The following is a 13,027-nucleotide window of genomic DNA, read 5'->3' as shown; positions in this document are numbered from 1 at the left end:
CGCCTGGAAGGCGCGTTCCAACTCAGGTGTCATAGGGCCTCTCTCGGTCACCGCCGGCGCGGCCGGCTGCCGGGTCCGTGTCGCAGTAGTGGTCGGACGCCCCTCGCGGGGAGTTCCCGCGATGTCCGGTCAATTCCCTCTGTGGATACAGGAGTTGAGCCAGGCCGTCGGTCATCCTGGTCCGCCCCCAGGGCTTGGACCGTCACGTTCCTGTAGTCGTCCGGCCACCCGGCGGGGTTCCCGGTGACGCATCCGCTCTCGAGGACCGCGCCGCCGGGAACCCCTCGGGGGTCAGGCCGCGACGGCGCTCAACTCCTCGGCCTCCCGCAACAGCCGCTCGAGGACGGCGCGGGCGCGGGACACTCGGGAGCGGACCGTGCCGACGGGGCAGCCGGCGAAACCGGCCGCCTCCTCGTACGACAGTCCGACCACCTGGGTCAGCAGGAACGCCTCCCGGCGTTCGTCGGACAGGTTCTCCAGCAGATCGAGCAGGGCCACGCCGTCGTCGAAGCCGGGCAGGCCGGGCGGCTGGGCCCGCTCCTGTGCCGCACGCCAGTCGACGGCGTCCGCGATCCGTGGACGTACCGCGGCACGGCGCAGGCTGTCCGCGACCGCGCGGCGGGCGATCGACAGGAGCCAGGTGCGGGCCGAGGACCGGCCTTCGAACAGGTGCAGGCTGCCGAAGGCCCGCGCGAACGTGTCCTGGGTCAGGTCGTGGGCCGCCTGGGGGTCACCGCTGAGGTGGGTGACGAAGCGGAGCACGTCGGTGTGGAGCGCGCGGACGAAGTGGTCGGCGGCGTCGGGATCACCTCCGCGGGCGGCCAGCGCCCAGGCGGTGGCGGACGCGTCCGCGGCGGCGCGGCCCGCAGCGGAGGCGGGCAGGACGGAAATCATCACGAGATGTCCTTCTTGGGGTCTTCCGGTGGCCGGCCGCGAACAGGGCAGGCGTCACCGGGTACAGGGGTGCGTCCGTACCCGAGGGGGTACGGCGGGACCCGGAGCCCGTGAAAGGTGATCGCTCGCGCTGGGACGGGCTCCCGCTCGGAGACGAGCGGGGCGCCGTCGGAGCCGCGTGTGAGAGCGGGACGGCGCGGGGCGAGGTGACTCCGGGGTGGTTCCGGCTGTCTCAGACGACAGCGGCACCCACGGGTGGCCCGCGGAAGGTGAGTGAACAGCACAGGAGCAGACGCACGGTGGCGTCGACGGCGGTGGTGCGGCGCCTGCGCACGGAGGGGGCCGGGACGGGGGCCGGCAGGGCCAGCAACAGCCGCAGGGGTGCCGCCAGCCAGGCCGCCGTCGCCCTCAGGACCCGGAAGACGGCCCGCTCACCGTGAGCCAGCCACACGCCGCACAGGACGGCCGCCAGCAGGTGCGCGGCGAACATGCCGACCGACGAGGCACCGCTCATGCTGTGCACATGGTCGAGGCCGGCCATGCCATGGACGGCGTGGACACCGCCTCCCATGTCCGTCGAGCCCATGGAGCCCATGTGCATCGAGCCCATGCCCATGGAGTCCATGCCCATGGAGCCCATCGAGTGGCTGCCCATGGAACCCAGATGCACGGAATGCGCGTCCATGGCGCCGGTCCCCGTGGAGGCCGGCGGGCGGGGGCCGGACGGGAGGCCGAGCGCCTGTGCCTTGGAGAAGGTCTCGTGCAGCACGAGCTGCGCGGCGGTCACGACCGTGACGATCAGAGGGAGCCCGCGCTCCCGCCCGGCGAGCAGCCAGCCCGCGACACCCGTCGCGCCTGCTCCGGCGGCGAGCGTCCACCAGGGCACGGCAGTCCCCGACATGGTCGCGTGGCCGAAGGCGGCAAGCAGCACGCAGACGGCGGCGAAAACGCCGGCCCGCATCGCACGGCACCACCCTCGGACAGTCATGGCCCGCCCATCGTCGCACTCGGCCTTCGATCGTCATCAGGGGGTACGTAGGAACACCCGTCCTCCTGCTCACCCGGACTCGGATGACTCATGTCACGTGTGAGGCGCGGGAACTCGCCCGCCGTCGGATGCGACTACTGGAAGGAGACCGAGCCGGGCCGCACGACCACGGCCCGGACCTCGACGGGGCCGCTGCGACGGAACTCGAAGGTGAACGTCACGGCGTCCCCGACCTGCCACGGGACCATGGGCACGGGGACGGTGAGGTCCACCCCCTGGGGCGTCATGACCAGGCTCTCCCCTGCCGCGACCGAGACGGAGTCGATCTCGGACCGGTAGGCCGAGTTTCCCCGCCCCATACGATGCTCGGAGAGGGACACCTCCCCGGCCACCCCTCGTGCCGTGACCCGGAGCAGGGTGTCGGCCGAACCGCCTTCGTTGACGATGTCGAAGAACGCCGCCGTCTCCGGGACTCCCGCGGACGGCAGGAGGACGAGACCGTGAACGACGTCGACGCGTGCCGGGCTGCCGGCCCGGCCGGCGCCGACCCAGGTGGTGAGACCGGCCAGCGTCACGCTGCAGGCCGCGAACGGGACCAGAGCGGCGAGCGCCCCGTCCCGCAGCCGTCGCCGGTCCGGACGTCCGAGTGCGGACACCCGGTCCTTGACCGTTCTCCTCATCGGGCCCCCGCCTTCCGGTCGCGCCCGTTCTGGTGGCCGTGGCCACCGGCCGCGGCGGGCTGCCACCCGCGCAGCCGCAGGCTGTTGGCCACCACCAGCACCGAACTCATGGACATGGCCGCGGCGGCGAGCATCGGGTCGAGCAGCCCCACCATCGCCAGGGGCACGGTGACGGCGTTGTACCCGAACGCCCAGACCAGGTTGACCCGGATGGTGCCCAGGGTGCGACGGGCGAGGCGGACCGCGTCGACGAGGGATTCGATGCCGCCACGGGCCAGGGTGAGGTCGGCGGCGCCGATGGCGACGTCGGTGCCGTCGCCCATGGCGATGCCCAGGTCGGCGGCGGCGAGCGCGGCGGCGTCGTTGACGCCGTCGCCGACCACCGCGACCCGGGCGCCCTCCTCCTGGAGTTGCCGTACGAGTTCGGCTTTGTCCTCCGGTGTGCAGCGGTCGTGCACCTCGTCGATCCTGAGCGCGGCGGCGACGGCGTCGGCCGGTGCCCTGCGGTCGCCGGTGGCGAGCACGGGGCGGATGCCGAGCCGGCGCAGGCGGTCCACGGCCCGGTAGGCGTCGGGGCGCAGCAGGTCGCCGACGGCGATCAGCGCTGTGGGCCGGCCGTCGACGGTCACCAGGACGGGCGTGTGCGCGGCCTCCTCCGCCGCGGCCAGGGCCTTGCTCAGGGCGCGTGGCAGGCTGCCGTCCGGCGCGCCCACCTCGACGCCGCGGCCGTCGACCCGGCCGCTGACCCCGTGGCCCGGAGTCGCGGTGAAGTCCGAGACGTCCGGCAGCGGTCCGGCGGGCAGCGTGCGGCGGGCGTACGCGACGACCGCTCGCCCGATCGGATGCTCGGACCCCTGCTCGACCGCTGCCGCCAGCCGCACCGCCTCGTCCTGCCCGGGTGAGCCGGGCAACGCGGTCACCGTGGCCACCGTCATGTGGCCGGTGGTCAGCGTGCCGGTCTTGTCGAGGACGACGGTGTCCACGTGCTGGAGCGCCTCCAGGGTCTGCGGTCCGCTCACCAGCACGCCCAGTTGGGCCCCACGCCCCGTGGCGGCCATCAACGCGGTCGGCGTGGCCAGACCGAGCGCGCAGGGGCAGGCCACGACGAGGACGGCCACGCAGGCCGTGAGGGCCGCCTGCGGGTCGGCGCCGGCGCCCAGCCAGAACCCGAGGACGGTCACCGCGATCGCCAGGACGGCGGGGACGAACACGCCGGCGACGGCGTCGGCGAGCCGCTGCGCCCGTGCCTTGCCGGCCTGCGCCTCGGTCACGAGCCGGGTGATCCGGGCCAGCCGGGTGTCCGCGCCGACCGCCGTGGCCGTGACGAGCAGCAGGCCGCCCTCGTTGACCGCGCCGCCGACCAGGGCCGAACCCGGCCCCACTTCCACCGGCTTGCTCTCACCGGTGACCAGGGACAGGTCCACGGCGGAGCTTCCTTCGGCGACCCGCCCGTCGGTGGCGACCCGTTCGCCGGGCCGCACCAGGAAGACCTGCCCCACCCGCAGCTGCTCGACGGGGATCGAGCGTTCACCGTGCTCGTCGCGTACGGACACGCGTTTGACGGTCAGTTCGGCCAGGGAGCGCAGCGCCGCGCCGGTCCCCCGCTTGGCCCGTGCCTCCAGGAAGCGTCCGGTGAGGACGAACAACGGGACGCTGACGGCGGCTTCGAGATACACGTGGGCCATGCCTTCGGAGGCCGAGGGCACCAGGCTGAACGACATCCGCATCCCGGGCTCGCCGGCACCGCCGAGGAACAGCGCGTACACCGACCACGAGAAGGAGGCCACGACCCCGAGCGAGACCAGGGTGTCCATGGTGGCGGAGGAGTGCCGCAGCCCGCGCAGGGCCCGGAGGTGGAACGGCCAGGCGCTCCACACCACGACCGGTGCGCTCAGCATGAAGCACAGCCACTGCCAGTTGCGGAACTGCAGGGCCGGGACCATCGACAGCACCAGGACCGGCACCGCCAGCAGCGCCGTGATCAGCAGCCGTTCCCGCTCACGGCGGGCCTCGGCGTCGTCCCGGTCCGCCCGTTCGGTGTCCGGGCCGTCGTCGGGTGGCGCCGGCAGCGCGGCCTGGTATCCGGCCTGCTCGACCGCGGCGACGAGAGCGTCGGGGGCGACGTCGGCCGGGTGGCTGACCCGGGCGAGCCCCGTGGCCAGGTTGACCGTGGCGGTCACGCCCTCCAGCTTGGCGAGCTTCTTCTCCACCCGGCGTACACAGGCCGCGCAGGTCATCCCGCCCACGGTGATGTCCGTGACCACGAGGCTCGTGGTCGGTTCGCCCGTTCTCACTCGCCGCTCCCGTGACGCATGCCCGGCATGTCCCCGGTGTCTCCGCCCGTACCGGACGTGCCGTCACCGCCTCCCCCGCCGGTTCCCCCGGTGCCGTGCATGCCCGGTGCGACAGGACCGGACGCCGTACCGACGGCGTAGGACGCTCCGAACAGCAGCACGAGGAGCAGCAGAAAGCCGCAGAGTGCGGGGGGAGGGAGAAATCTGCGGGCGGTCACCCCGACGGGGCGAGGTGACAGCGGGGCTTCGGCCATGCCCGGCCCTTCCTGGTCGCTTCGAACCAGCCTGCCGACGATGGCAGGCGTAGCCGTGTCGTCCCAGTGGTCGGGCCGGTGCCGGGCCGAGTTCCGAGGGTGGCTCGTGATGTGCGTCTCACGGTTCTCACAGCAGCAGAACGAACATCACCGCCATGCCCACGGCCATCGCGGCATGGCAGGCCGGTTCGGCGGCCTTCTCAGGGAGGAGCACGGTGGTGCCGCGCACCGGCGGCACGGTCACGCGCCCCTGGTCGAACGCCTGGGCCAGCCACACCAGCCCGAACGCGGCGAGTACGGCGGCCAGCAGACCGGCGGTCCACTGCTGTCCCAGGCCGCTGAGCGACATCATGGAGGCCGCGCCCGACCCGGACGTGTGGTGGTGTCCGCCCCCGGCGCCGCCGCCGGAGCTCATCGCGTGACCGTCCATCACGGCCGCCATCCAGGCCATGGCCAGCATCATCACGACGTGCGGTACCGCCGCGAACAGCCCCGCCCGGAGCGAGTACGTTCCGCGGAGGCGGAACGCGGCGGCGGCCGCGAACCAGAGCGCCGCCACGGAGAAGAGGACGACCTGCGGACCGGCGGGGAGGTCCATTCCCCAGGGCCAGGCCATGGCGGCCATCGCGGCACCCATGACGGCGTGCAGGACGTGGCCCACCCGGTTGGCGAGGGTGCGTGCGGGCGTGGCCGCCAGCCAGAGCGTGTAGAGGGCGGGGACGACGAACAGGACGGTGAGGATCCATCGGAGACCGGTCGCGTTGATCATGCGGCGGCCTCCGTCCGGCCGGCGCGGCGCCGCTGCACGAAGCCGACGGCCGTGTCGACGACGACGAAGCACAGCAGCGGTATGCCGAACAGCGGTACGTAGTAGCCGATCACGGCGGTGACCAGGACGGCGGGGGCGAGGAACCAGCCCGGCAGCCGCCGCCAGGTCCCCCGGGCCGGCGCCCTGCCGAGCGCGAACCCCTCGCTTCGGGTGGGCCTGCGCAGCCACCACATGCGGTACCCCCACAGCAGCATGCCGATGAGGCCGATGGCGAGCAGGGCGAGGACGATCTGGTTGGCCAGGCCGAACAGCAGGCCCATGTGGGCGTCGATGCCCCAGCTCGTCATCTTGGCGAGGAACGGGTAGTCGGCCCAGTACGTGCGGTCCGTGATCTCGCCGGTGGCCGGGTGGACGGCCACGGTGTCGTGGCGCTCGGGCCAGCTTCGGGTGTTCTCCTTGACCACGTACGTGGCCTGATCCGCCGTCGGCGGCGACACGTTCATCACCCCGCGCAGCCCGGCCGCGTGCGCGGCGGCCACGACGGCGTCGATGCCGACATCGCCCGCCGCCGGGGCCGAGCCGGCGGCGGAGCCCTTCCCGGCGTCGGGCAGGCTGGTCGAGACGGCCGGGCTCGGACCGGCCAGGGCGGCCTGGATCTCCCCGATGCTCGCACCCGCGTAGGTGGACCACGTCATGCCCGTGGCGGACAGGCCGAGGAGACCGGCCGACGCCCACACGCCGACCACGGCGTGCCAGGACATGGTGCGTTTGCGCCCCTTCGGCCCGCGCCGGGGGACGAACAGCTGCCGGACCCGGTTGCGGGCCCGGGGAGTCGTCAGCCACAGGGCGAGACCGCCGAGGATCTCCACCCACAGCCAGCTGGCGGCGATCTCGCTGTAGACGCGGCCGGGTTCGCCCAGGTTCAGATGCCGGTGCAGCCCGTCCACCCAGGCGCGTACGGGCATCCACCAGCCCGCGAAGGTGCGTTCCTGGCCGAGGACCTCACTGGTGTACGGGTTCACGAAGGCGGTCTGCGTGTAGTTCTCCGGCAGACCCGGCTTCTCGAAGACGACCCTGGTGCTGTCCGTGCGGCCGGGCGCCGGGGTCACCGACACCAGCGTCCCCTCGGGGACCGCCTCGCGCGCGGCGGCCACCTGCGCCGACAGGGCCTCGGGTTCGCCGTCGGGGGTCACGTGCAGTTCCTGGCGGTACACCACCGCCTCGATCTGCGGTGTCAGGGTGTACAGCAGCCCGGTGACAGCCGCCACGAGGAGGAACGGACCGATGAGGACACCGGCGTAGAAGTGGAGCCGCAGCAGCAGCGGGCGCAGGGCGTTCCACGACACCGCGGGAGCACCGGCCGTTCCGGTGGCCGCCGCTGCCGGCCCGGACGGGGTGTCCGCGCCGTCCGTCTCCGGCATGTCCGGCCTTCGGCCGGCGGGTATCTCCGCGGCCTCCGACGCCGTACGGCTGTCCGTCATGTCGGTCCTCCCTGCCAGAACGGCTCTTGCCGCATCCGTGGTCCGGTGCAGTGGTCGGGTGCGGACCGAGAGGAGTTCCCCGCAGGGAATGTGACGTTCAACACGCTCGCGGTTGAGGGTGGCGCGGCGTCAGGAGCCGTGAGGACCACGCAGCGAGGGACCCTCGACCGGGAGACCCCGGGAAGGTTCCTGCGGTCAGCCGTCCAGGAGCGCGTGCGCCCGGCCCGGTGCACAGGAAGCCCCCGCGAGTCACGTCCTCGCGGGGGCTTCCCTCATTCCGCCCGCGTCGTGAAAGTGAGGCAGGACACGCGGCGCGCCGGCCTCCTCGGCGAGTGCTCGTCCGATGCCGTGGAACATCGGGTCGCCGCCGGCGAGGACGGCGATGCGGCCGCCGGCGTGAGCGGCGAGCAGACGGGGGACGGCGGGGCGGGGGCGACGGCCGGACGACGCGCTCGCCGGCGCACTCGGCGGGCAGCAGATCCAGCTGGCGCCGGCCGCCGATGAGCACCTCGGGGTGACGGACTTCCGGACGGGCGGGTTCGGCCAGCCCCTGCCGGCCGTCCGCTCCGATCCCGACGACGGTGACGGCGGAGGGCGGGCCTTGTCGGGCGGGGGTCACTGCCGGCCACCTCGGAGTTCAGGGGGCGACAGAGGCGCACCTCACTGAGCGATCAACCGTGCGACGGCATCCGGGTTCACACGCGGACGGATCTTATTGCACACTGTTCGCAATAACGAACGGATCGCAGGAAGGGGCGGGTGTGGGCTCTCCGATCGTGCTCGGGATCGAGTCGTCGTGCGACGAGACCGGTGCGGGGCTCGTCCGGGACGGACGCCTGCTCGGGCACGCCGTGGCGTCGAGCATGGACGAGCACGCCCGTTTCGGCGGAGTGGTGCCCGAGATCGCGTCCCGCGCCCACCTGCACGCCCTGCGCCCGGTGGTGCGGGAGGCACTGGACCGGGCGGGGCTGCGGCTCTCCGACATCGGAGCGGTCGCCGTGACCACGGGCCCGGGGCTGTCCGGCGCCCTGCACGTCGGCCTCGCGGGAGCGAAGGGCATCGCCTACGCGCTGGGCGTCCCGCTCCACGGCGTGCACCATCTGGCCGGGCATGTCGCCGCCGACACCCTCGAGCACGGCCCGCTGCCCGACCCCTGCGTGGTGCTCATCGTCTCCGGCGGCCACACCTCGCTCCTCCTCGTGCGTGACCTGGCCCGCGACCCGATCACCCACCTCGGCGACACCCTGGACGACGCCGCCGGCGAGTGTTTCGACAAGGTCGCCCGGGTCTTCGGCCTGCCGTACCCCGGCGGCCCGGCCGTCGACCGTGCCGCACGCGGGGGCGACCCCGGTGCCGTCGCCTTCCCCCGTCCGCTTCCGGGCTCCTACGACTTCTCCTTCTCCGGCCTGAAGACGGCGGCGGCCCGCTGGGCGGAGTCCCACGCCGGACGCGAACTGCCCGTGCGGGACGGAGCCGCGTCTCTGCAGGAGGCGGTCGCCGACGTCCTGACCCGCAAGGCGGTCGCCGCCTGTACGGAGCACGGCGTCGGCACGCTGGTCGTCGTCGGCGGGGTCGCCGCGAACTCCCGGGTGCGGTCCCTGGCCGCGGAGCGCTGCCGTGCGGCCGGGATCGCGCTGCGGGTGCCGCCGCTCAGGCTGTGCACGGACAACGGCGCGATGATCGCCGCCGTCGGTGACCTCCTCGTACGCGCCGGGGCCGCGCCGGCCCCGCTGGACGTGTCGATCGACCCCTCGGCGCCTCTGGAGTACGCGGCCCTGCATCCGGTCGCGGCCGGAGCGGTGGCGGCGTGACGGACATCCGCGTCGTCCCGTGCGACGCTCTCCTGACCTACGGCGCGGCGCTGCGCTCCGTCTACGCCGACGCGTTCTGCGCTCCGCCCTGGAACGAGGACCAGGGCAGGGCCGAGGCGTTCGTCGCCCGGCTCGGCCCGGACACCCGGCGTCCGGGGTTCACGGCCGCACTCGCCTTCGACGGACCGGACGTCGTGGGGTTCGCCACCGCCTGGACCACACCCACCCCCTTCCCGGTCGACCGCTGCTATCCGCAAGCCGCCGCCGGTCTGGGGCCGCGCCGCACCGAGGAGTGGCTGTGCGGTGCCCGCGAGATCGACGAACTCGCCGTCCGCTCCACCACCCGCGGCACCGGGATCGCGGCGGGCCTGCTGCACGCGGTGACCCAGGACGCCCCGGACGGCCGTGCCTGGCTGCTCACCTCCCTCCGGTCGGCCCGGGCCGTGGCCTTCTACCGTCGGCAGGGCTGGACGCAGGCAACCCACCCCTCCCCCGACGGGCACGGCATCGTGGTCTTCCTCGGCCCCCGCCACCCCGCCCGATCCCTGGCCGTCCAGCCCCTGTAGCCACCCGGAGTCCCCCGTGCGCACCGCCGAGATCCGCCGCCGCTTCCTCGACGTCTTCGCCGAGCGCGGCCACACCGTCGCCGTACGGGACCGGCTGCCCGCCGCCCGGCCCGGGGTGGTGGTCATCGGCGCCCCGGCCGGCGACCGGGCGACGCTGGTGGCCGCGGTGAACGGCGCGGCCCGGAACGCGGGAAGGGACGCCTCGGCCCTGGTGAAGCGGCTGCTCGACGGCAGAGGCGGCGGCTCCCCCGAGCGGGCCCAGGGCGGCGGGATCCCGAGCGAACGCTCCCGGACGCTCTCGCCTCGGTGCCCGCCCTGCTCTCCCGCGCCTGACCCCGCAGCATCACCCTGCGGGGCTGTTCCGGACGCGTGACGCGGCGGTCATCGTGGGAGCACACCTCACATCAGCCCGCGGTCACCGCACGTCGAGCCCTCCGCCGCACGGTGGTAGAGGCAGCAGCTTCGGCGCCGGAACGCGAGATCGGGGCCGGTGAGCACTCCGGTGCCGGCCAGGCGTCCGGTGGCCGGCAGCGCCGTCGTGAGGTCGGTGCGCGGTCCGCGCACCGCTGGACAAAGTGCCGGCAGGGCGTGGGCCGCCCCGGCGAGCGCCGACGCCGAGTTGCCGTCCAGCAGGCGTGGCGCGATCTAGACGCGCAGCCCGTCGGCCAGTGCCGACAGATGACCCGTCACCTGCGCGTACAGGGCGCTGACGGGACCGTCGGCGAGCCGGTCGGCGTACCAGCCGGCCGGGCGGGGCACCCGGAGGGCCGGTCCGTCGTCGGCCCGCTCCAGTCCCTCCAGGTCGGGGACGATGCCGTGCAGGACGACACAGGTCAGGGCCGGTGACCAGAGGCGGGCGGCGTGACCGAGTTGGGCGAGGGAGACGTCGACGCGCGGCTCCACGGTTCGGTGCCGGCGTGCGACGGCTTCGGCGAGGTCGGTGGAGCCCGCCGTGTAGGAGCGGGCGACCGGGTGCCGGCCGGCGTCCGGTCGCCGAACCGGCGGGTGAAGAAGCCGCCGAGGCTCGCCACGTCGTGCAGCGCGGCGGCGACCGACGTCGTTGAGGCGCGGGCCTGGTACACGACGTGTCCTGCCTCCGCCTCTCGGTCCGTGCGGTCAGGAGGCCGGGCGCCGTCGTGGCGGCGTGATGGTGTACAGGTCGAGGATGTCCGGCCGGGGCGCCACGCCCGGTCCGCCCGCGCGTGCCCAGGCGGCGATGTCCTCGGTGGCGTCCGGGTCGTTGACCAGTCCGAGCCAGACGGGCCGGGCGCCCGCTGCCCTGCCCTGCGCGGAGGGCTGGACGACGATGACGTTGGCGTGTTCGCAGACGTCGAGGCAGGCGGACACCCGCACCGGCACCTGCGCGCGCAGACGTGCCGTCTGGGCCGCGTGGTCGACGCCGGTCACCTTGGGGCTGCCGCAGCAGCAGTCGCGGCACACGACGACGCGGCACGGCACGGGGGCGGCCACCGCCTCGGTCCTCGCGTCGTCGGTCGTTCGTCCGGTCGGCGTTGCGGGCATGCGGTGCCGTCCCTCTCTCCGGGGAGATCCGCCCCGGGGTCCGTCGAGGTGGCGACCGCGTGAGTCTCCTGGCTCTCGGGTCGATGCGGTGTCCCGGCCTTCCCACCCGTTGCCGGGCAGTGGCCTGTCGGGACGCGCTCGCCGATCACAGTGGCGGGACCGCGCCGGATTCACACCGGCTTCCTCGTTCCGCCGTCGCCTTGTCAGCGGCCATCATCCCATCCCGGGACCGCCGGACCCGCTCGCCCGGTGCCGGCCGTCAGTCGGTCTCCTGTGCGTGGGGGGCCGTCGCGGGCGGATGGGTCGGACGGTCCCGTCCGCCGTCACGCCCGGACACCACCACGACGACCAGCCCGACGACGACGGCTCCGACGGCTACCCGTCCCGCCACCCGCGCCCACCAGGCCGGGCGGGCGGCGCCCTTGCCGGGGAAACCCAGCCGTTCGGCCCGCCGGGCGGGTCTCAGCAGACGCAGCAACAGCAGTGCGGCGACCGGCAGTTGCAACAACCACAGGACGGTGCGCGGCCACTCCCCGTACCAGACGTTGGTCCCGTACAGCAGTGTGTGCCACACGCTGAGCACGTACACGACGATCACGAAACGGTGCAGCCGGCGCCAGGTGTTCGCCCCGATGCGGTGCCGGACGTAGAACAACAGCCCCAGCGGAATCGCCAGGTACAGGGCGCCCTGGCCGATCGGGATGGCGACCTGGCCGGTCCCGGAGTCGTACCAGCCGGGCACGAAGGTGTCCGCGAAGGCCACCCACAGCCGCTCGGCCCAGTCCACCTTCGTCTCGTAGCGCACGAGTTCCGCCGCGAACATCAGCGCGTGCGCGAACATCAGCGCCATGGTCGTCAGGCTCGTGGTGCGGTGCCAGCGCTCCAGTGTCTGCCGGGAGACCGGCAGCCGGGCGGGGCGCGGCCCCGACAGCAGCAGGCCGAGCATGACCGTGCCCCAGGCCCACAGCAGCCCCGACCAGCCGAACGCCTGGCTGAGCAGGTACATCCAGTAGGTGCCGGCGTCGTCCATGAACGGCATGACCGCGACGGTGTCCGAAGCACCCGACTCCATGCGCGCCCACAGGAGGGCGAACACGAGCGCCGTGACCACGACCGCCGCGGTGGCGTCGGGCACGGCGGAGCGCAGATCGGCACGGAGTGCGACGCGGTCCCCGGGAGGCCGTCGCCTTCCGGCCGGGGTCACCGCCCCGTCTTCGTCCGGCCTCGTGTCTGACGTCATCAGGGGCCTCCCGGGCACGGGCCACCGCGGCAGCGGTGTGCGTGTGGCGTGAGGCAACAAGTCTGGCTGATGGGGCAGTGATCCCCCGAGGCGCGATCCGGCCAGAGGCGCGGCGACAACTGGCCGGGAAGACACCTGGTTTCCGCCTCCCCTCACATTCAGGACAACCGTCGAAGCCCCACTGTCGCGGACGTACGAGCGCGCCTACGCTGATGCACGCAGTCGGTTCGCGCCTCCCGTCCGCCAGGACGCCCGGTGGCGCGACGCAAGAGGGAACCCGGTGCGAATCCGGGACTGTCCCGCAGCGGTGAGTGGGAACGAAAGCCGTCGGTGTCACTGGGCCCGCGCCAGGGCCGGGGAAGAGACGGCCGGTAGGTGTCCGCCCTTTCGGCGGACGAGCCCGCGAGTCCGAAGACCTGCCACTGCGCCCGCGTCCCGCGCGGGCTGTGCACGTGACCTCGTGGACTGGGTCGGCGGTACGGGCGGTCGTACGTCGTGCGTGTGGCCGCGCCTCCTTCCCTGTCGCTGC

The 13,027-nt window shown here is 73.7% G+C and carries 12 protein-coding genes, 2 pseudogenes and 2 riboswitches; of the genes and pseudogenes, 3 read left to right on the top strand and 11 right to left on the bottom strand.

The genetic code is table 11. From position 1 onward, the window contains the following. Nucleotides 1-291: 291 nt before the first annotated feature. From ACFOSY_RS12735 to ACFOSY_RS12700, 8 genes and pseudogenes are all read right to left on the bottom strand, one after another. Complete coding sequence (locus ACFOSY_RS12735; protein WP_394307355.1) at nt 292-894, bottom strand: sigma-70 family RNA polymerase sigma factor; 603 nt, start codon at nt 892-894, stop codon at nt 292-294. A 232-nt stretch (nt 895-1,126) separates the two neighbouring features. Continuing rightward, nucleotides 1,127-1,855, bottom strand: a complete 729-nt coding sequence (locus tag ACFOSY_RS12730; protein WP_394306879.1) for a hypothetical protein — start codon at nt 1,853-1,855, stop codon at nt 1,127-1,129. Nucleotides 1,856-2,016: 161 nt separating this feature from the next. Continuing rightward, nucleotides 2,017-2,562 (bottom strand): copper chaperone PCu(A)C, encoded by a 546-nt coding sequence (locus ACFOSY_RS12725; protein ID WP_394306878.1) that lies wholly within the window; start codon nt 2,560-2,562, stop codon nt 2,017-2,019. Further along, a complete protein-coding gene (locus ACFOSY_RS12720; protein WP_394306877.1) occupies nt 2,559-4,856 on the bottom strand; it encodes a heavy metal translocating P-type ATPase in 2,298 nt (765 codons plus the stop codon). The genes ACFOSY_RS12725 and ACFOSY_RS12720 overlap by 4 nt, the downstream gene beginning before the upstream one ends. Then, nucleotides 4,853-5,110 (bottom strand): hypothetical protein, encoded by a 258-nt coding sequence (locus ACFOSY_RS12715; protein ID WP_394306876.1) that lies wholly within the window; start codon nt 5,108-5,110, stop codon nt 4,853-4,855. Before ACFOSY_RS12715 ends, ACFOSY_RS12720 begins: the two co-directional genes overlap by 4 nt. A gap of 127 nt (nt 5,111-5,237) precedes the next feature. Beyond that, the gene (locus tag ACFOSY_RS12710; RefSeq protein ID WP_394306875.1) at nt 5,238-5,879 is read right to left on the bottom strand and encodes a DUF5134 domain-containing protein; all 642 of its coding nucleotides are present in this window, start codon (nt 5,877-5,879) and stop codon (nt 5,238-5,240) included. Continuing rightward, entirely contained in the window at nt 5,876-7,360 is a 1,485-nt protein-coding gene (locus tag ACFOSY_RS12705) for a PepSY-associated TM helix domain-containing protein (RefSeq protein ID WP_394306874.1), read from the bottom strand. Before ACFOSY_RS12705 ends, ACFOSY_RS12710 begins: the two co-directional genes overlap by 4 nt. 294 nt (nt 7,361-7,654) lie before the next feature. After that, a pseudogene (locus ACFOSY_RS12700) lies at nt 7,655-7,979 on the bottom strand (cobalamin biosynthesis bifunctional protein CbiET); the annotation flags it as partial. A gap of 142 nt (nt 7,980-8,121) precedes the next feature. On the opposite strand from ACFOSY_RS12700, the gene tsaD reads away from it, so the two are divergent. The 3 genes from tsaD to ACFOSY_RS12685 are packed head-to-tail and all read left to right on the top strand — an operon-like array spanning nt 8,122 to nt 10,110. Continuing rightward, nucleotides 8,122-9,171: a tRNA (adenosine(37)-N6)-threonylcarbamoyltransferase complex transferase subunit TsaD gene (gene tsaD / locus ACFOSY_RS12695; protein ID WP_394306873.1), complete on the top strand. Its 1,050-nt coding sequence runs from the start codon at nt 8,122-8,124 to the stop codon at nt 9,169-9,171. Next, on the top strand, nt 9,168-9,737 hold the full coding sequence (locus ACFOSY_RS12690) for a GNAT family N-acetyltransferase (RefSeq protein WP_394306872.1): 570 nt from the start codon (nt 9,168-9,170) through the stop codon (nt 9,735-9,737). Before tsaD ends, ACFOSY_RS12690 begins: the two co-directional genes overlap by 4 nt. A 16-nt stretch (nt 9,738-9,753) precedes the next feature. Further along, on the top strand, nt 9,754-10,110 hold the full coding sequence (locus ACFOSY_RS12685; RefSeq protein ID WP_394306871.1) for a hypothetical protein: 357 nt from the start codon (nt 9,754-9,756) through the stop codon (nt 10,108-10,110). 26 nt (nt 10,111-10,136) lie between these two features. Here the strand turns inward: ACFOSY_RS12685 and ACFOSY_RS12680 are convergent. The 3 genes and pseudogenes from ACFOSY_RS12680 to ACFOSY_RS12670 all read right to left on the bottom strand — a co-directional run bounded on the left by ACFOSY_RS12680 (nt 10,137) and on the right by ACFOSY_RS12670 (nt 12,498). Continuing rightward, a pseudogene (locus ACFOSY_RS12680) lies at nt 10,137-10,819 on the bottom strand ((2Fe-2S)-binding protein). 34 nt (nt 10,820-10,853) lie between these two features. Continuing rightward, a complete protein-coding gene (locus ACFOSY_RS12675) occupies nt 10,854-11,258 on the bottom strand; it encodes a (2Fe-2S) ferredoxin domain-containing protein (protein WP_394306870.1) in 405 nt (134 codons plus the stop codon). A 61-nt stretch (nt 11,259-11,319) separates the two neighbouring features. After that, nucleotides 11,320-11,466: riboswitch (cobalamin riboswitch) on the bottom strand. 51 nt (nt 11,467-11,517) lie between these two features. Beyond that, complete coding sequence (locus ACFOSY_RS12670; protein ID WP_394306869.1) at nt 11,518-12,498, bottom strand: ferric reductase-like transmembrane domain-containing protein; 981 nt, start codon at nt 12,496-12,498, stop codon at nt 11,518-11,520. A gap of 206 nt (nt 12,499-12,704) precedes the next feature. Then, nucleotides 12,705-12,935, top strand: a riboswitch (cobalamin riboswitch). The last annotated feature ends 92 nt before the right edge of the window (nt 12,936-13,027 follow it).

Origin of the sequence: Streptomyces lusitanus, from assembly GCF_042647945.1 — a bacterium.
Lineage (GTDB): Bacteria > Actinomycetota > Actinomycetes > Streptomycetales > Streptomycetaceae > Streptomyces > Streptomyces pseudogriseolus.
Note: the sequence above shows the minus strand (reverse complement) of the source record. Positions and strands in the feature narration are given on the sequence as shown.